The following is a 17,632-nucleotide window of genomic DNA, read 5'->3' as shown; positions in this document are numbered from 1 at the left end:
TTGCGCGCAGTCGCCCCGACTTGGGTGTGGCGACCCTCGCCGGGGTGTGTGCTGCTTTCACAGTACGCCGGCTTTTTTCCAGCCCAGGTAGCGTGTCACCAGAGCGGCGCCCAATTCCGAGGGCGGCGTATCCAGTACCGACAACCCGTGAGCGCTCAGGCGGTCATGCAGTTCGTCGCGTTGATTGAGGTAGTCGACGGCGCCGCTATAGGCCAGCGCTTCGGGCAGGGTTTGCACGGGCGACAGGCGCAGTTGGTCGAGTACTTCTTCACGCAAGCTGGCGACCAGTACCCGGTGTTGCCGGCTGATGCGTTTGACCGCCGTCAGTAACGCCTCATCGTCCTCATCCCGCAGGTTGCTCACCACGATCACCAGCGCCCGGCGTTTCTGCCGAGCCAGCAGTTGGCTGGCTGCGGCCTCGTAGTCGGCCGCGCGTCGGGTGGTGTCCAGGTCGTAGACGGTGTTGAGCAACAGGTTCAACTGCCCGGTGCCCTTGACGGGCGCCAGGTAGCGCGGCTGGTCACAGGCGAAGGTGCATAGCCCGACCGCATCGCCCTGGCGCAACGCGACGTAACTGAGCAGCAGGCAGGCGTTGAGGGCGTGATCGAAGTGGGAAAGTTCGGCATCCTGGCTGCGCATGCGCCGACCACAATCGAGCATGAACACGATCTGCTGGTCGCGTTCGTCCTGGTATTCCCGGGCGATCGGCGTGCGTTGGCGCGCGGTGGCTTTCCAGTCGATCTGCCGCAGGCTGTCGCCCTCCCGAAACTCGCGCAGTTGATGAAACTCCAGTCCCAACCCCCGTCGTTGGCGCTGACGCACGCCCAACTGGCTCAACCAGTTATCCACACCCAATAGCTGTGCGCCATACAGACGGGCGAAATCCGGATAGACCCGGGTTGCATCGCTGACCTCAACAACGCGCCGCGCGGACCACAACCCCAAGGGGCTGGGCAGGTGAAGCTCGCAACGACTGAAGCAGAAGTGGCCACGCCGCAAGGGGCGCAGCCGATAGCCAAGTTCGCTGCGCTCACCGGGGCGCAGTTCGATGGACTGCGGCATGTTTTCCATGCTCAGGCCGTCGGGGACGTGATCGAACACCTGTACAGTCATTGGCTGTGGGTAATCGTGTTCAAGCGTCAGGCGTACTTCGCCCCAGCGAGCCAGTGCCAGGCTGCCGGGCATCTGCCGTTGTACCCGTGGGGACGGACGGCGGCGAAGACGCATGGCGTCCAATAGCGCCAGCAGGAACAGGGCCAGCAGCAGGCCCCAGGCTACCGAATGCAGGCTTTCGGGCACCCCTAGCTGCAACGCCTGTGCAGTGCCCAGGAGGATATTCAGGCCCAGCAGCACGCCGAGCCAGGTCAACAGCAGACGGGTCGGCTTCATGGAGGGTTCATTGCCGAGGTGCCGGAATCTGGTCCAGCAGTTGTTGGAGTACCTGATCCACTTCCAGTCCGTCGATATCCAGTTCGGGGGCGATGCGAACCCGATGACGCAGCACCGCAAGGGCGCAGCCCTTGATGTCGTCCGGGGTGACGAATTCGCCCCCGCGCAGCAAGGCTCGGGCTCGGGCGCCGCGCACCAAGGCGATGGAGGCACGTGGGCCGGCACCGATGGTCAGCCCCGGCCAACTGCGGGTGGCTCGTGCCAGGCGCACGGCGTAATCGAGCACTTGCTCATCCAGCGCCAGTTCGCTGGCGATCTGTTGCAGTTGCAGCACGTCCTCGGCTTGCAGCACGGTGCGCAGCGGCTGTACGTCGAGCATGTCGGCCCGGGATGAGCGCGTGACTTCGCGCACCATCTCCAGCTCTTGCTGGGAATCAGGGTAGTCCATGCGCACCTTGAGCATGAAACGGTCCAGCTCTGCCTCGGGTAGCGGGTAGGTGCCTTCCTGCTCAATAGGGTTCTGGGTGGCCAGCACCATGAACGGTTGGCCGATGGGCAGCGCTTCACCCTCAAGGGTGACTTGGCGCTCCTGCATGGCTTCGAGCAAGGCGGCCTGGGTCTTGGCCGGCGCTCGATTGATCTCGTCCGCCAGCAACAGGTGGGTAAACAACGGCCCCTTGCGCAGCTTGAACTGTTCGGTGTGCAGGTCGTACACCGCGTGGCCGGTGACATCGCTGGGCATTAGGTCCGGGGTGAACTGGATGCGCGCAAAGTCGCCGCCAAAGCAACGGGCCAGGGCCCGTACCAGCAAGGTCTTGCCCAGGCCGGGTACGCCTTCGAGCAGCACGTGGCCGCCGGCGATCAAGGCGGTGAGTACGTCATCGATCACCTGGTCCTGGCCAATCACTGCCTTGCGCAGTTCAACGCGCAAGGCCTGGGCTTGGCGGCTGGCGTGTTGCAGGGTTTCGGTGGTCAGGGCAGTGGCCGTTGGAAGTTCGCTCATAGGGCATTCCTGAGAGTTTGCAGGCACGCCACCTGGCGGCTGAAATCGGCGCTGGAAAGCTGTTTTGCCGCAAGTGGGCCGAGGGCCTGGCTGATCACGTGAGAGGGTTGGCGCGTCAGGTGTTCAAGCACCTGCCACTGTTCTGCGGTGTCGAGGTGTTCAAAGCCTGGGTGGCGCCGCCGGGCAGCGCGCAGGATATCGCGCTGCAAGGCGTGTAACAGGGGGGCCTGGCCGCTGCGGCGCAGCAGGAAGTCGGCGCTGGCCTCCAAGTGTTCCTGCAGTTGCCGGCGTGCTCTGGGCGCTGGCGCCTGGAGCGGGCCTTGGCGCATGCCGGCCTGCCAGAGCGCCAGGGCGATCAGCGCGGCGAGTGCCGCCAGCGCCTGGGGGAAATAGCGCATCAACAAGGTGAACAGATCGTCCACGTCGCTGTTGAACAACAGGGTCACGTGCGTGCCTTGGTTCAGGTACCACAGCAGCCAGGCGTTATCGTGTTTGCCGATGCCTGGGGTTTTCCACAAGTCGCTGTCGGTGACTACTGTCACACTGCCTTGCCCGAGATTGAGTTGCATCAGGTGGCTGGACTTGGCGCTGTTGGCCGAAAACTGGGCCAGATGCTTGGGATCGGTGAGGTTGAAGTCGGTATCGAAGCTGAAGTACGCCGGGGCCGTTTCATTGTCGACATAGAGTTTGGTCAGGTCTGGCCCTTTCTTTTTGCGTGCTGGGGCGAGTTGGTCGGGTTCGTCGCTCAAGGTTTGGTGGATGTACAGGCGATCGAGCAGCAGGTCGCCGCTTTTATCTGTTGCTTCATCCCACAGTGCTTCGGCCACCACCAACAGGTGGCCACCGGACTTTGCCCAGTCCAGCAGTTGATCCACCTGGCGCGGGGTCATGTTGCCGCGTTCGCCCAGCAGCAATAGGCTGCGATCTTTCGGGGGCAGATCGGACAGTCGTTCAAGGCCGTTGGCGTGGTCCACCACCAGGCCTTGCTCGCGCAGAAAGTGTTCGGCCGCCAGGTAGGGATTGCCCAACGCCTCCGGTGAAGGGCCGCGATCCACTACTTCGTCATAAGGAATTGCCTTGTGCCACACGTACAGGCCACCCGCACCCAGCAGGCATGCGAGCAACAACCCCACCCACAACAATGGCCGGTTCATCGGGCTGCTCCCGGGTTGAACAGGGCGCGCCAATCGCTGCACAGTTGCTGCTGCACCACTGCGGGAGGAAGGCGGTGCCCGTAGGCGAGGTTTTGCCAGTGCCGGGTCAGTTCATCGCTGAATGCCTGCAGTTGCGGTTGTTGCAAGCGCTGAACGCGTTCCAGTACCTGGCCTTCGGTGTCGGCGTTTTTCAGTGGCAGGTTGAAGTCGTGCAGCAACCGGCTGAGCAGCCCGCGATACAACAGGCCCAAGGCTTCCCTGGGGTGCGTGTGCCATAGTTGCTCGGCGGTGCTGGCAATGTCAGCGGGCAGGGTTTCGGCGCCCAGTTCCAGGCCGAACAATTGCGTGGGTACCGGTTTGGCGAGCTTGGGTTTGCGTGGCCCGCGCCGGCTGACAAAGGTGTGCAGCCACTCGCGATAACGCCAGATCAACAGGGCCACGCCGCCCGCCAGCAAACTCCACAACAGCAACTCCAGGCCTTGGGCGAGGTGCTTGAAGGTGTTGCTGTTGAAGTTGTCCAGGAGTGTTTGCAGCCAGGCCGGTAGCTTGCCATCACCGTGTGCCTTGGGCTTAATGTTGGTTTTTTCGTCACCGAAGCGATAGCGGGTCACGGTTTCCGGATTTTTGAATGGCGGCTTGTCCAACAGCGCCTTGATCGATTGGCTGGCGGATTGGGGGGTGACTTGCCGGATGGGGGGCGAGTCATCGGCCATAGCGGGCCGGCCCAGCGGCAGCAGTATCAGCCCGATCACCAACAGTACCAGTGGGGTCACGCTGCTCAATCGCTGACGCAGGCGGCGAAATGCCAGCTCCAGGTCCCACGCTTCCAGCACGGTGCGGCGGTTGAGGTACAGGCTGAAACCGCAGGCGACGTAGATCGGTTCCCAAAACACCAGGACCAGCGCGTAGAAGGCGTTGCTCAGGTGTTCCAGCCACAGCCCCTCCGGGCCTGTCGCCAGCGCCAGCCGCTGCCAGTCCCAAGCCAGTTCAACCTGCTGGGGGATGAATAGATAGAACAGTGCCATGCAGCCGAACCACAGGCCGATCTCCAGGTGTACACCGAGGGTGGTCAACCAGCGCGCCGCGCCGGCGTTGTGTTGCTGCAGCACGCCCAGGCGTTTTTGGCGCGCCTTGCCATCCAGGCCTTCGAGTTGGCTGACCGGCATCAAAAAACTGCGGCTCAGGCTCAGTCGCCGCCAGGTCAGGCTGGCCAGGAGTTGGCCTTTGAGCAGGCGCGGCCAGTGACGCACGGCCTGCTTGAGGCTAGGCGTCTCGCCAAACAGGGCCTTGGATAGGATATACAGGGGCAAACGGTCGAAGGCCGGCTTCAACCACCAGAATACGAACATGGCGGTGGACGGGTATTGCCATAACAGAACACTAAGCACGATGAATATCGGCAGGCTCACCAACGCCCAACTGGCCATCAGCAGCAGTCGATGTTCCTGGGCCATTAACACGCCCAAGTCCATGGCTTCCCATGACGTTCGAGGGCGAATCACCACGCTGGAATCACTCAGGCGCATGGCGAGTCCGTCCGGCAAAGGTCAGGTAGGTGGCCACCAGTAGCCAGAGTCCGGCGCCCACCAGGTATTTGACCCAAGGCGCGATCGCGGTGGTGGAGGACCAATAGGCTTCGATAAAAGCGGCGATCAGCAGGAACAGCATGACACCGCAGAGCATCTGTACGCTTTTACGTGCCGCCAGCCGTAGCGACTCCCCTCGTGTCAGGTGCCCCGGAGCGATCAACGCCCAGCCCAACTGCAAGCCTGCCGCGCCAGCCAGCGCAATCGCGCTGAGTTCGAAGGCGCCATGGCCGATGACAAACGACCAGAAGGTCTGGCCGTAGCCGATTTCAGTGAGATGCCCGGAAATCGCGCCGATGATCAGACCGTTGAAAATCAGAAAGAACGCGCTGCCCAGGCCAAACAGCAAGCCGGCGGCAAAGGTCTGGAAGGCGATGCCAATGTTGTGCATCACGTAGTAGCCGAACATCATCCAGTCTTCACTGGATGCACGTTCGGCGACGCGGCCCAGGCGACTGGCGTCGGGGTCATACATGCTCTGCATCTCGGCCACCTGCTGGGGGCTGACGATGCTGTAGATCAGTTCGGGAAACAGGTACACCAACAGCGCAATACCCACCAGGCTGCCGAAGAACAGCAGGCTGGCGATCAACACGAAGCGCCACTGTTCACGTACCAGCCGGGGGAAATCGGCCAGCAGGAAACTCAATACGTTCGCCGCCAATTGGCTACGGTGGCGATACAGCTGTTGGTGGCCGCGCAGGGCCAGTTGTTGCAGCGGGTCGACCAGGTAACTGCTATAGCCGCGCTCCTGAGCCAGGGCTAGGTGCTGGCACAGGCGCCGATAGTGATGAGGGAAATCAGCTAGCTCACCGGCCTTGGTCTTGCCCTGTTCCAACTGTGTCAGTTGTTCGGCGAATGCTTGCCATTGGGGCTGATGACGGCTTTCGAACAGGCTCTGTTTCATGTAGGCCCCAGCAAACCACGGGCCACGCCGTTGAGCTGCTCGACGGCGCGAGCCGGGGACACCTGCAGTGGCGTGGCGAGGATCGAGGCCAGTTCCTGCACTCGCTCGGCGGACAGTTCGCCCTGGCGCTCGGCGAAATTGAGAATGGCGCGCTGTTCGCTCAGGTCCAGGGCAAATGGCAGGCGCAGGGCAGGGGTCTGCGGCACCTTGGGGCGTGCCAATGGTAGTTCGCGGTAGACCACCAGCGTGCCGGCCGCCAGATCGCCGAGCCGTTTGAAGTTAGGATGCTGCAGGCAACTGATGGCGCCGAGAAAGTAGCCGAAAGGCAGCATGTCGACAAAGCGCAGCAGGTTGCGGATGAGTGAGGCTGACCAGCCGATGGGTGTGCCGTCATCCTGTACCACGCGCAAGCCCATGACTTGCTTGCCCGGCGAGCAGCCCTGATTGAGTACTTCAAACAGCACCATGTACCACCAACTGACCAGGAACAGCAGTAATGAGCCCAGCCCTATGCCGATATTACCGAGCAGGGCCAACGGAACCAGCAGGATGCCCATGAGCAGCCCGCGCACGCCCAGATCGAAGGCGAAGGCCAGCGCGCGTGGTAGCAGGCCGGCCGGGCGCAAGGGTAGGTCGATGCCCTCCGGGGTCTCGATCTGGTAACGGGTATCCAATGGAGCTGATGGCATCGCGATCCTTGGCAGCGCAGGGCGGTTGGAAGACACGGATGCTAGCAGTGTCGGCGATGGAAGCAACCATTCAAGGTTTTGCTGGATATTTATACAGTTAATATGGCTCTGGCCTCGGGCACCTTCCAGCGCCTAGACTTCGTCGATCTTCAGCACAGGAATAGACCGTGACCACTCTTTTTTGGTACGACTATGAAACCACCGGCATCAACCCGCGCAGCGATCGCCCCCTCCAGGTCGCCGGTATTCGCACCGACGTCGACCTCAACGAGGTTGGCCCGCCGGTCAACCTGTATTGCCATCCCAGCGACGATATCCTGCCCCATCCGGCAGCCTGTGCGATCACCGGCATCACCCCGCGCATACTGGCGGAAAAGGGCTTGGCCGAAGCCGATTTCATGACGCGGGTACATGCCGAACTGGCGGTTCCCGGTACCTGTGGGGTGGGTTACAACACCCTGCGGTTTGACGATGAAATGACCCGTTACAGTCTTTATCGAAATTTCTTCGACCCTTATGCGCGTGAATGGCAGGGCGGTAACAGCCGCTGGGACTTGATCGATGTGGTGCGTACCGCCTACGCGCTGCGTCCGGAGGGGATCGTCTGGCCCGAGCAGGATGGGCGTGTGACGCTCAAGCTGGAGCGTTTGACCGACGCCAACGGTATCGCCCATGGCCAGGCCCACGATGCGTTGTCCGACGTGCGCGCGACCATTGCCTTGGCCAGATTGGTCCGTGAAAAACAGCCCAAGCTTTACGACTGGCTATTCCAGTTGCGCAGCAAGCAACGGGTGATGGATCAGGTGCGGCTGTTGCAACCGATGGTGCATATCTCCGGGCGTTTTTCTGCAGAGCGCCATTACCTGGGTGTCGTACTGCCCCTGGCCTGGCACCCGCGCAATCGCAACGCATTGATCGTCTGTGATCTGGGCCTTGATCCGCAGGGGCTGCTGGATCTCGATGCCGATACCTTGCGTCAGCGCCTCTACACCCGTCGTGATGATCTGGCCGAAGGCGAGTTGCCGGTACCGCTCAAATTGTTGCATATCAACCGCTGCCCGGTGGTGGCCCCATTGAATGTGCTGCGGGCGCAAGACCGTGAACGGCTGCAATTGGATATGGACGCTTATCAGGCACGGGCGCTGCGGCTAACTGACGCACAGGAAGTTTGGCGCGACAAGTTGGCCGCGATTTATGCCGAGGAAGATTTTGCGCCGAGTTCGGACCCGGAGCAGCAGCTCTATGATGGTTTTATCGGTGATCGCGACCGTCGTTTATGCGAACAAGTCCGCGCGGCAGAGCCGACGCAATTGGCGCTGCAGCAGTGGCCCTTTGATGATCAGCGTTTGCCCGAATTGTTATTTCGCTACCGGGCGCGCAACTTTCCTGAAACCTTGAATAGCGAGGAGCAACAACGCTGGAAACTGTTCTGTCAACAACGCTTGTCAGATGGCGACTGGGGCGCCCCCAATACCTTGGAAGCATTTAAACGGGCGCGTAATGAGTTGGCTGTTAGTGCCACACCGTTTCAGTCTCAGGTGCTGGATCAATGGCAGGAGTATGCCGACTCTTTAGCCGCTCGGCTGAATCTGTAACCGGATAATTTCAGACTATTCAGACAATAAAAAACGCCAGCAAGCTGGCGTTTTTTGTATATCGCGTATCAGGCGAGAGCCTGGCGAGGCTTAGCCCAGCAGGGTAGCCCAGCCTTCAACCACGTCACCGCCCCACTTGGCTTTCCACTCTTTCAGAGTCTTGTGGTTGCCGCCTTTGGTTTCAATCACTTCGCCGTTGTGCGGGTTTTTGTATTGCTTGACCTTGCGCGCACGCTTGGTGCCGGTAGTTTTTACGGCGCCGCGCGGTGCTTTAACTTTCGACTCTGGGTCCAGCAGCGCGATGATGTCACGCAGGGATTTGGAGTATTCGCCCATCAGGGTGCGCAGTTTGCCTTCGAATTCCAGCTCGGTTTGCAGTTTGTCGTCTTGGGACAGATTCTTCAAACGGGCTTGCAGCTCTTTGATAGCTTCTTCGGTGGCACGGTATTCGTTGATCAGGGACATGTGGACTACCTTATGTAGAGCGCAGATTGGCAGGGATAGTGGCCCAATAATAGTCAGGCTATTTCCCCAAGTAAACATTTAAGGGGATATTTATGTGAATTACTTTGAATGTTTGTGGCAAATCTATGCAAACGAGTTAATTGGTGGGGGGATGGCTAAAGATAACCTGCTTAATTTTCGGTAATTGCTTGAGCTTGCCGATGCGCATGCATATAGCGGTGGTAAAACCTTACGCCATTAAGGGGGGGTGGCCAAGGCAAGGGCAGAATAAGCGTCAACGGATACTGCAGTTTTTCTGCGTAATCGCTAGAATGGCAACCTTTGCGAAGTTCTGGAGTTTTCCCCTAATGCGCACTTTTCGGCTGGTGATTGCTTGCCCGGACCGGGTTGGCATCGTTGCCAAAGTCAGTAACTTTCTGGCCTCCCACAACGGCTGGATCACCGAGGCGAGCCATCACTCGGACAATCTCAGTGGTTGGTTCTTCATGCGCCACGAAATCCGTGCCGATACGCTGCCCTTTGGTCTTGAGGCCTTTCGCGAGGCGTTTGCGCCGATCGCCGAAGAGTTTTCGATGATCTGGCACATCAGCGATACCGAGCAGAAAAAACGTGTGGTATTGATGGCCAGCCGTGAATCCCACTGCCTGGCCGACTTGCTGCACCGTTGGCACAGCGATGAGCTGGACTGTGAGATCGCCTGCGTGATTTCCAACCACGACGACCTGCGCAGTATGGTCGAGTGGCATGGCATCCCGTACTACCATGTGCCGGTCAACCCGCAGGACAAGGAACCGGCGTTCGCCGAGGTGTCCCGCCTGGTCAAACAGCACGAAACCGACGTCGTGGTGCTGGCTCGCTACATGCAAATCCTGCCGCCGGAATTGTGTCGCGAATACGCCGGCAAGGTGATCAATATTCACCACAGCTTCCTGCCGTCGTTTGTCGGTGCCAAACCGTACCACCAGGCTTCCCTGCGTGGTGTGAAGTTGATTGGCGCAACGTGCCATTACGTCACTGAAGAGCTGGACGCCGGCCCGATCATCGAGCAGGACGTGGTGCGTGTGAGCCACAGCGACAGCATTGAAGACATGGTGCGTTTCGGCCGTGATGTCGAGAAGATGGTTCTGGCCCGTGGTCTGCGCTATCACTTGGAAGACCGCGTGCTGGTACACGGCAATAAGACTGTGGTGTTCTGATCAACGCGTTTTGATTGAAGAATGAAGGGCCTGGGCGTTAAATCGTTCCAGGCCTTTTTTCATTGATCTGCCATCAGGACAAGCCCATGACCGACCCACTCGATAAAGCTACATCCAGGGCGCCGGCTACGTTGGGCGAGGGGTGTCTGAGTCGCTATGATCCGGATGCGCTGGAGGCTGAGGACGGTACTGACTTTCCTGGGGCGGCCCAATTGTGGGATGAGTTGCAGAAACGGCCTGCTTCCCCTGAAACAGACGCTTGAGCTGCGGCTTGCCGGCCAGTAGATAGAAGCGTCACCGCCCGCCAGATCAAAATCGCTGCCGCTGCGTTGGATTTCCAGCACAGGAGAACCATGCCGGACATCAGCGACGGCTGGAAAAGGCTTGGGGGCGAAGCGTCCCCGCAAAGTGGGCGACTGCCGGGTAGTCGAACGGGAGCAAGCTCCCTCGTCACGGTGAGCGCGCTCCTGCAAGGGTTGTCAGATGCGGAAACTGCCCACCAGATGCTTCAGTCGTGCCGCCTGCTGTTCCAGGTCGGCGCAGGCGCGCAGGGTCGACTGCAGGTTTTCCACGCCTTCCTGATTGAGCGTGTTGATCTCGGTAATGTCCATGTTGATCGACTCCACCACCGAGGTTTGCTCCTCGGTGGCGGTGGCGACCGACTGGTTCATGCCATCGATCTCGCCGATGCGTTGGGTCACGCTGCTCAAACGTTCGCCGGCCAGGTTGGCGATTTCCACGCTGTCGAGGCTGTGGCGCTGGCTTTCGCTCATGGTGCTGACCGAATCCCTGGCGCCGACTTGCAGTTCCTCGATCATCTTTTGCACCTGTTGTGCCGACTCCTGGGTGCGATGCGCCAGGTTGCGCACTTCATCGGCCACCACCGCAAACCCGCGTCCGGCTTCCCCGGCCCGTGCGGCCTCGATGGCGGCGTTGAGCGCGAGCAGGTTGGTTTGCTGGGAAATACTGGTAATCACCTCAAGGATCTGACCGATATTCACCGTTTTGCTGTTAAGTGCTTCGATATTGCTGCTGGACGCGCTGATCATCGCGGACAACTGGGTCATCGCCTTGATATTGCGTTCAACCACCTGCTGACCTTCTTCGGCCAAGTGCCGCGCATCGCTGGCCTGGTTGGAGGCTTGTGCGGCGTTACGCGCGATTTCCTGGGCGGCTGCCCCCAATTGGTTGATGGCGGCGGCGACACTGTTGGTGCGGTTGGCCTGCTCGTCGGAGTTGATCATCGACGAGTTGGAAGCGCTGACCACCCGCAGGGCTACTTCATTGACTTGCCCGGTGGCCGAGGACACTTCGCGGATCGACGTATGAATCCGCTCTACGAAGCGGTTGAACGCATTACCCAGGATGCCGAATTCGTCGTGATTCTGGATGGTCAGGCGGCGAGTCAGGTCACCCTCGCCATCGGCGATGTCCTGCATGGCGCGGGTCATCACGTGCAGCGGTTGCATCAGCACTCGGATCAGCATGCCCAGGAGCGCGATGATGATCACCACGGCGATGATCGTGGCAATGATCGCTGAGGTACGGAATTCGCTGAGCATGGCAAAGGATGTGGCTTTATCCACGGAAATACCGAGGTACCAGTTCACCGACGGCAGGCCCTTGATTGGTGTAAAGGTCACGATGTTGTCTTTGCCGTTGGCCTCGACTTCGCTGAAGTCGCTGCTGATCTTCGGCGTGTGTTTCGGGTAAACGTCAGCCAGGGTCTTCATCACCAGGTTTTTGTCCGGGTGTACCAGCACCTTGCCGTCGGCGCTGACCAGGAACGCATAGCCCATGCCGCCGAAGTTCAGCGCGCCGATGTTGTCGACCAGGGTTTGCAGGCTCAGGTCGCCGCCGACCACGCCGATGCTCTGGCTGCCCTTGGCGCTGGGTGTGGCGATGGAAATGATCAATTGCCCCGTCGCGGCATCGATATAGGGTTCGGTCAGGGTTGAACCATTGTTGCTCTGGGCGCCTTTGTACCAAGGGCGAACGCGTGGATCGAAACCGTCCGGCATCTTGGTGTCGGGGCGAATAGTGAACGCGCCCTGGCTGTCGCCCACGTAGGTTGCCATGAACGAGGAGGTCAGGGTTTTCTGTTCCAGCAGGCTGGCAACCACCTTCGGTTCGGGGTTGATCGCGATATTTTGTGCAGCGTTTTCAACCAGTGCAATGCGCCCGGTGAGCCAGGTTTGAATATTACTTGCAGTGACATCACCCATTTCATGCAGGTAGTTGTTGAGATCTTCGCGAATTGCGTTGCGTTGCAGGTAGTCATTATAAAGGGTGAACAATGCGAATGCGGCGATGACGATCAGGGAGGCCGCAAGCAGGATTTTGTGGCTGAATCGCAGATTTTTATTCATGGTTTTATGGGTCCGCTAAGGTCTTAATATCCAAAGCGCGTCCTTATGGGATGCGCAAAATGGTAGCGCCAAAAAAGGTGTGCTACTTCTGGCGATAGCTCTATGGGTCCCTGTAAGAACTATCTGACCTATTTTTAGACTTTGTCGGTCTTACATTTATCTATATCGACCTGGCGGCATGAAAGATTAACCATGGGTGACGAAATGCCTGACTCCACGCAACTCCTTATCGGCGCCGGCCTCGACGGCCAGCCCATCGCCCAGGCCATGCGCCTGGCCAATCGTCACGGGTTGATTGCCGGTGCCACGGGCACCGGCAAGACCGTCACCTTGCAACGCCTGGCGGAAGCCTTCAGCGATGCGGGCGTGGCGGTATTCGCCGCAGATATCAAGGGCGACCTTTGTGGCCTCGGCGCTGCCGCCAACCCTCAGGGCAAGGTGGCCGAGCGCCTCGCCGGCATGCCCTTCCTGAATTACGCAGCCAAGGCGTATCCGGTCACGCTGTGGGATATCCACGGTCAGTCCGGTCATCCATTGCGCACCACGATCAGTGAAATGGGCCCGTTGTTGCTCGGTAGCCTGTTGGAACTCACCGACAGCCAGCAGTCAGCGCTCTATGCCACGTTTAAGGTTGCGGACCGTGAAGGCCTGTTGCTGCTGGATCTCAAGGATCTCAAGGCGGTGCTCAACCACTTGCGCTATAACCCGGAGCTGCTGGGTGAAGATGCGGCGCTGATGACCACCGGCTCCAGCCAGGCGCTGTTGCGGCGCCTTGCGGTGCTGGAACAGCAGGGCGCCGAAGCGTTGTTCGGCGAGCCGGCGCTGCAGCTTGAGGATATTTTGCAACCTGCCAGTGATGGTCGTGGGCGTATCCACTTGCTTGACGCCAGTCGCCTGGTACACGAAGCGCCCAAGGTATACGCAACCTTCCTTTTATGGCTGCTGGCTGAACTGTTCGAGCAGTTGCCCGAGCGCGGCGATGCCGACAAACCGCTGCTGGCGCTGTTTTTCGACGAAGCGCATTTGTTGTTTGCCGATACGCCCAAGGCCTTGCAGGACCGCCTGGAACAGGTGGTGCGGTTGATTCGCTCGAAAGGCGTGGGCGTGTATTTCGTCACGCAATCTCCCGGGGACTTACCTGACAGCGTACTGGCGCAACTTGGCCTGCGTATCCAGCATGGCCTGCGCGCATTCACCACCAAAGAACAGAAATCACTGCGCGCGGTGGCAGACGGTTTCCGGCCCAATCCGACATTTGATGCGTTGTCGGTCCTGACAGAACTGGGCACCGGTGAAGCACTGGTGGGCACTTTGCAGGAAAAGGGCACACCGGAAGTCGTCCAGCGCGTGCTGGTCGCACCACCGCAATCGCGGATTGGCCCGCTCAGCGACGCCGAACGCGCCGCCCTGATTGCCAGTTCGCCGTTGCAGGGCCGCTATGACAAGCCGATTGACCGCGAGTCGGCCTATGAGGTGCTGATGGCGCGCAAGGCGTTGGGCCCGACCGAAGAAACCAGGCCTGTGAGCGAAGAGCCGAGTATTACCGACAGGGCCGGGGCGTTTCTCGGGACTGCGGCCGGCAAGGCACTCAAGTCAGCCATGCAACAAGCCGCCAATCAGATGGGGCGCCAATTGGTGCGGGGCTTGCTGGGGTCGTTGCTGGGCGGCAGTAAGCGCAAATAGTGGGTTAGGTTTTGGGCTTGGCATGGGCGGCCAGCCGCTCCAGCGCCGCGCGCAAACCCGGATCGCTGATACCGTCGGCCGTTGCCTGGATGGTTTCGGCCGCGTTCGCCGATAAGTCCATGGTGTGCCCCGCTGCGCCTTGCGGAACGGTCGGCGGTTGTACCTTGAACTGGATGCGCGTTAGGCTGGCGAACTCGTCAAATGCCATCAACTGCCGCTGCAAGCGTTTTTGCTGATAGCGCAAGCGTGTTGCCCAATGGCCGTCTGTGACAATAAGCAGCAGGTTGCCCTCGCGCCACGAAGCGACATGGCAGTGTTCCCGTGCCGCCGGTTGCAATTGGCTTTCTACCAGGCGTTGCAGATGGCCCAAGCGTTGCGCATGGCTGAAGATGGCTTTCAACGGCTTGGCTTCGCGAAGCAACACGCTGGGCGCGCGGGCTGTAAGAGGGCGAAACGCCATGGTCAGACACCTTAAGTAACAGAGCCGCCATCTTAGCAGAAACCACCTGTGGACCCCCAGGCAATGCATTTGCGGGGCTTTGCCTACGAAATCAATGTCCCTCCATGGGTTGAAGTTCCGGTAAAAGCCCATATTTTAAACAAGCCCTCTCACGGGCTCATGCCTGCATTGGGGAACAACGCCACTTTCCTCACCCACGATTCCGGGTAGAATGCGCGTTCGCATGCGCCCGTGAGGGCTGCTCGGGCCACTCACGGTGCGCCCTCCATCCCTATGTGTGGAAGAACCTGCCGATATGTTTGCGCCTTTGTTAAAGAAACTTTTTGGAAGCAAGAATGAGCGCGAAGTTAAACGCATGCTCAAGACGGTGCAGCTGGTCAATGCCTTCGAAGAGCAGATGGTTGCCCTTTCGGACGAGCAATTGCGCGCCAAGACCCAAGAGTTCAAGGCCCGCATAGCCAAAGGTGAAACCCTCGACCAGCTGCTTCCCGAAGCCTTTGCGGTCGCCCGTGAGGCCGGTAAGCGCGTAATGGGCATGCGCCACTTCGACGTGCAGTTGATCGGCGGCATGACCTTGCATGAAGGCATGATCGCCGAAATGCGCACCGGCGAAGGCAAGACTTTGGTCGCAACCCTGGGTGTTTACCTCAATGCACTGTCCGGCAAGGGCGTGCATGTGGTGACGGTGAACGACTACCTGGCCCGCCGGGACGCCAACTGGATGCGCCCGCTGTATGAATTCCTCGGCCTGACCGTCGGCGTCGTGACGCCGTTCCAGCCGCCGGAAGAGAAGCGCGCAGCCTACGCTGCCGACATCACCTACGGCACCAACAACGAATTCGGTTTCGACTACCTGCGCGACAACATGGCGTTCAGCATGGAAGAAAAATTCCAGCGCGAACTCAACTTTGCCGTGATCGACGAAGTCGACTCCATCCTCATCGACGAAGCCCGTACCCCGCTGATCATCTCCGGCCAGGCCGAAGACAGCTCGCGCCTGTACACCGAGATCAACAAGTTGATCCCGCGCCTTGAGCAGCACATCGAGGAAGTGGAAGGCGTGGTGACCAAAGAAGGTCACTTCACCATCGACGAGAAGACCCGTCAGGTCGAACTCAACGAAGCCGGTCACCAGTTCGTCGAAGACATGCTGGCCCAGATCGGCCTGCTGGCCGAGGGCGAAAGCCTGTACTCGGCACACAACCTGGGCCTGCTGACCCACGTGTATGCCGGCTTGCGCGCGCACAAGCTGTTCCATCGCAACGTCGAATACATCGTCCAGGACGGCCAGGTTGTCCTGGTTGACGAACACACCGGTCGTACCATGCCGGGTCGTCGTCTGTCCGAAGGCCTTCACCAGGCCATCGAAGCCAAGGAAGTGCTCAACATCCAGGCCGAAAGCCAGACGTTGGCGTCCACCACCTTCCAGAACTACTTCCGTCTGTATAACAAGCTGTCCGGCATGACCGGTACGGCCGACACCGAAGCGTTCGAATTCCACCAGATCTACGGTCTGTCGGTGATGGTTATCCCGCCGAACAAGCCGCTGGCGCGAAAAGACTTCAACGACCTGGTGTTCCTGACCGCCGACGAGAAATACGCGGCCATCGTCGCCGACATCAAGGAGTGCATGACCCAGGGCCGTCCGGTGTTGGTGGGTACTGCCACCATCGAAACGTCCGAGCACATGTCCAGCTTGCTGAACAAGGAAGGCATCGAGCACAAGGTTCTCAACGCCAAGTTCCACGAAAAAGAAGCCGAGATCATTGCCCAGGCCGGTCGGCCAGGCGCGCTGACCATCGCCACCAACATGGCCGGTCGTGGTACCGACATCCTGTTGGGCGGCAACTGGGAAGTGGAAGTGGCGTCTCTGGACAATCCGACACCTGAGCAGATCGCCCAGATCAAGGCCGACTGGCAGAAACGTCACCAGGCCGTGCTGGAATCCGGCGGTTTGCAGGTGATCGCGTCCGAGCGTCACGAATCGCGCCGTATCGACAACCAACTGCGTGGTCGTGCCGGTCGTCAGGGTGACGCCGGTTCCAGCCGTTTCTACCTGTCCCTGGAAGACAGCCTGATGCGCATCTTCGCCTCGGATCGGGTGAAGAACTTCATGAAGGCGCTGGGCATGCAGTCCGGTGAAGCGATTGAGCACCGCATGGTGACCAACGCCATCGAGAAGGCCCAGCGCAAGGTCGAAGGCCGTAACTTCGACATTCGTAAGCAACTGCTCGAGTTCGATGACGTCAACAACGAACAGCGTAAAGTGATCTATCACATGCGTAACACGTTGCTGGCCGCCGACAACATTGGCGAGACCATCGCCGATTTCCGTCAGGACGTGCTCAACGCGACAGTCAGCGCGCACATTCCGCCGCAGTCCCTGCCAGAGCAGTGGGATGTTGCCGGCCTGGAAGCTGCGTTGAAGAGCGACTTCGGTGTCGACTTGCCGGTTCAGCAGTGGCTGGACGAAGACGATCACCTCTACGAAGAGACGCTGCGTGAGAAGTTGATGGCCGAATTGCTGGCCGCGTACAACGAGAAAGAAGAGCAGGCGAGTGCCGAAGCGCTGCGCACCTTCGAGAAACAAATCGTGCTGCGCGTGCTGGACGACCTGTGGAAAGACCACCTGTCGACCATGGACCACCTGCGTCACGGTATCCACCTGCGTGGCTACGCCCAGAAAAACCCGAAGCAGGAGTACAAGCGCGAGTCGTTCACGCTGTTCTCCGAACTGCTGGATTCGATCAAGCGCGATTCGATTCGCGTGCTGTCCCATGTTCAGGTGCGTCGCGAAGACCCAGTCGAGGAAGAAGCGCGCCTGCGTGAGGAAGCCGAGGCACTGGCGGCGCGCATGCAGTTCCAGCATGACGAAGCGCCAGGTCTTGAGGCACCTGAGGAATTGGGCGAAGAGGTCGATGTGGCCCTGGCTCAGACTCCGGTGCGCAACGAACAGAAGTTGGGCCGTAACGAGCTGTGCTGGTGCGGCTCGGGCAAGAAGTTCAAACACTGCCACGGCGAAATCAACTAAGATTTTCGCCTGACGCTGCAACACCCCGCGCCGCGACCGGCATCAGCCGTCGCGGCGTTTTGCCATTAATTCCCACCGTCGAACGCGACGGCACAGACATCATCT

The 17,632-nt window shown here is 59.9% G+C and carries 13 protein-coding genes and 1 pseudogene; 4 read left to right on the top strand and 10 right to left on the bottom strand.

Annotated features, from left to right (window positions below):
- Window positions 1–57 precede the first annotated feature (57 nt).
- From ACS5Q8_RS23270 to ACS5Q8_RS23245, 6 genes are read right to left on the bottom strand one after another with little or no spacing between them, the layout of a single operon-like run.
- Entirely contained in the window at window positions 58–1,389 is a 1,332-nt protein-coding gene (locus ACS5Q8_RS23270; RefSeq protein ID WP_426100144.1) for a DUF58 domain-containing protein, read from the bottom strand.
- Window positions 1,390–1,396: 7 nt separating this feature from the next.
- The gene (locus ACS5Q8_RS23265; RefSeq protein WP_276194642.1) at window positions 1,397–2,392 is read right to left on the bottom strand and encodes an AAA family ATPase; all 996 of its coding nucleotides are present in this window, start codon (window positions 2,390–2,392) and stop codon (window positions 1,397–1,399) included.
- The gene (locus ACS5Q8_RS23260) at window positions 2,389–3,546 is read right to left on the bottom strand and encodes a DUF4350 domain-containing protein (protein ID WP_465159475.1); all 1,158 of its coding nucleotides are present in this window, start codon (window positions 3,544–3,546) and stop codon (window positions 2,389–2,391) included. Before ACS5Q8_RS23260 ends, ACS5Q8_RS23265 begins: the two co-directional genes overlap by 4 nt.
- Window positions 3,543–5,072 (bottom strand): DUF4129 domain-containing protein, encoded by a 1,530-nt coding sequence (locus tag ACS5Q8_RS23255; RefSeq protein WP_465159474.1) that lies wholly within the window; start codon window positions 5,070–5,072, stop codon window positions 3,543–3,545. Before ACS5Q8_RS23255 ends, ACS5Q8_RS23260 begins: the two co-directional genes overlap by 4 nt.
- Window positions 5,059–6,039, bottom strand: a complete 981-nt coding sequence (locus ACS5Q8_RS23250) for a stage II sporulation protein M (protein WP_276194638.1) — start codon at window positions 6,037–6,039, stop codon at window positions 5,059–5,061. Before ACS5Q8_RS23250 ends, ACS5Q8_RS23255 begins: the two co-directional genes overlap by 14 nt.
- Window positions 6,036–6,728 (bottom strand): RDD family protein, encoded by a 693-nt coding sequence (locus tag ACS5Q8_RS23245; RefSeq protein WP_276194636.1) that lies wholly within the window; start codon window positions 6,726–6,728, stop codon window positions 6,036–6,038. The genes ACS5Q8_RS23250 and ACS5Q8_RS23245 overlap by 4 nt, the downstream gene beginning before the upstream one ends.
- 167 nt (window positions 6,729–6,895) lie before the next feature.
- Here ACS5Q8_RS23245 and sbcB point away from each other — a divergent pair, with 167 nt between their 5' ends.
- Window positions 6,896–8,323 carry an exodeoxyribonuclease I gene (gene sbcB, locus ACS5Q8_RS23240; RefSeq protein WP_426100141.1) on the top strand — a complete coding sequence of 476 codons (1,428 nt, stop codon included), beginning with the start codon at window positions 6,896–6,898 and terminating at the stop codon, window positions 8,321–8,323.
- A 90-nt stretch (window positions 8,324–8,413) separates the two neighbouring features.
- Here sbcB and mvaT read toward each other — a convergent pair whose 3' ends face one another.
- On the bottom strand, window positions 8,414–8,788 hold the full coding sequence (mvaT, locus tag ACS5Q8_RS23235) for a histone-like nucleoid-structuring protein MvaT (RefSeq protein ID WP_005790963.1): 375 nt from the start codon (window positions 8,786–8,788) through the stop codon (window positions 8,414–8,416).
- 347 nt (window positions 8,789–9,135) lie between these two features.
- Between mvaT and purU the strand changes: the two genes are divergently transcribed.
- Window positions 9,136–9,984, top strand: coding sequence for a formyltetrahydrofolate deformylase (gene purU / locus ACS5Q8_RS23230; RefSeq protein WP_247399654.1), 849 nt, complete (start codon window positions 9,136–9,138; stop codon window positions 9,982–9,984).
- A gap of 479 nt (window positions 9,985–10,463) precedes the next feature.
- On the opposite strand, the gene ACS5Q8_RS23225 is transcribed toward purU, so the two are convergent.
- On the bottom strand, window positions 10,464–11,228 hold the full coding sequence (locus tag ACS5Q8_RS23225) for a methyl-accepting chemotaxis protein (RefSeq protein ID WP_426100280.1): 765 nt from the start codon (window positions 11,226–11,228) through the stop codon (window positions 10,464–10,466).
- Window positions 11,229–11,321: 93 nt separating this feature from the next.
- Window positions 11,322–12,353 (bottom strand): annotated as a pseudogene (locus tag ACS5Q8_RS23220) (HAMP domain-containing protein); the annotation flags it as partial.
- Window positions 12,354–12,557: 204 nt separating this feature from the next.
- Between ACS5Q8_RS23220 and ACS5Q8_RS23215 the strand changes: the two are divergent.
- Window positions 12,558–14,036, top strand: a complete 1,479-nt coding sequence (locus ACS5Q8_RS23215) for a helicase HerA-like domain-containing protein (protein WP_465160372.1) — start codon at window positions 12,558–12,560, stop codon at window positions 14,034–14,036.
- A 4-nt stretch (window positions 14,037–14,040) separates the two neighbouring features.
- On the opposite strand, the gene ACS5Q8_RS23210 is transcribed toward ACS5Q8_RS23215, so the two are convergent.
- Window positions 14,041–14,496, bottom strand: coding sequence for a DUF721 domain-containing protein (locus tag ACS5Q8_RS23210; protein WP_276194632.1), 456 nt, complete (start codon window positions 14,494–14,496; stop codon window positions 14,041–14,043).
- A 295-nt stretch (window positions 14,497–14,791) separates the two neighbouring features.
- Between ACS5Q8_RS23210 and secA the strand changes: the two genes are divergently transcribed.
- The gene (gene secA, locus ACS5Q8_RS23205; protein ID WP_276194631.1) at window positions 14,792–17,527 is read left to right on the top strand and encodes a preprotein translocase subunit SecA; all 2,736 of its coding nucleotides are present in this window, start codon (window positions 14,792–14,794) and stop codon (window positions 17,525–17,527) included.
- The last annotated feature ends 105 nt before the right edge of the window (window positions 17,528–17,632 follow it).

The organism is Pseudomonas sp. PAMC25584 (assembly GCF_058135675.1).
Note: the sequence above shows the minus strand (reverse complement) of the source record. Positions and strands in the feature narration are given on the sequence as shown.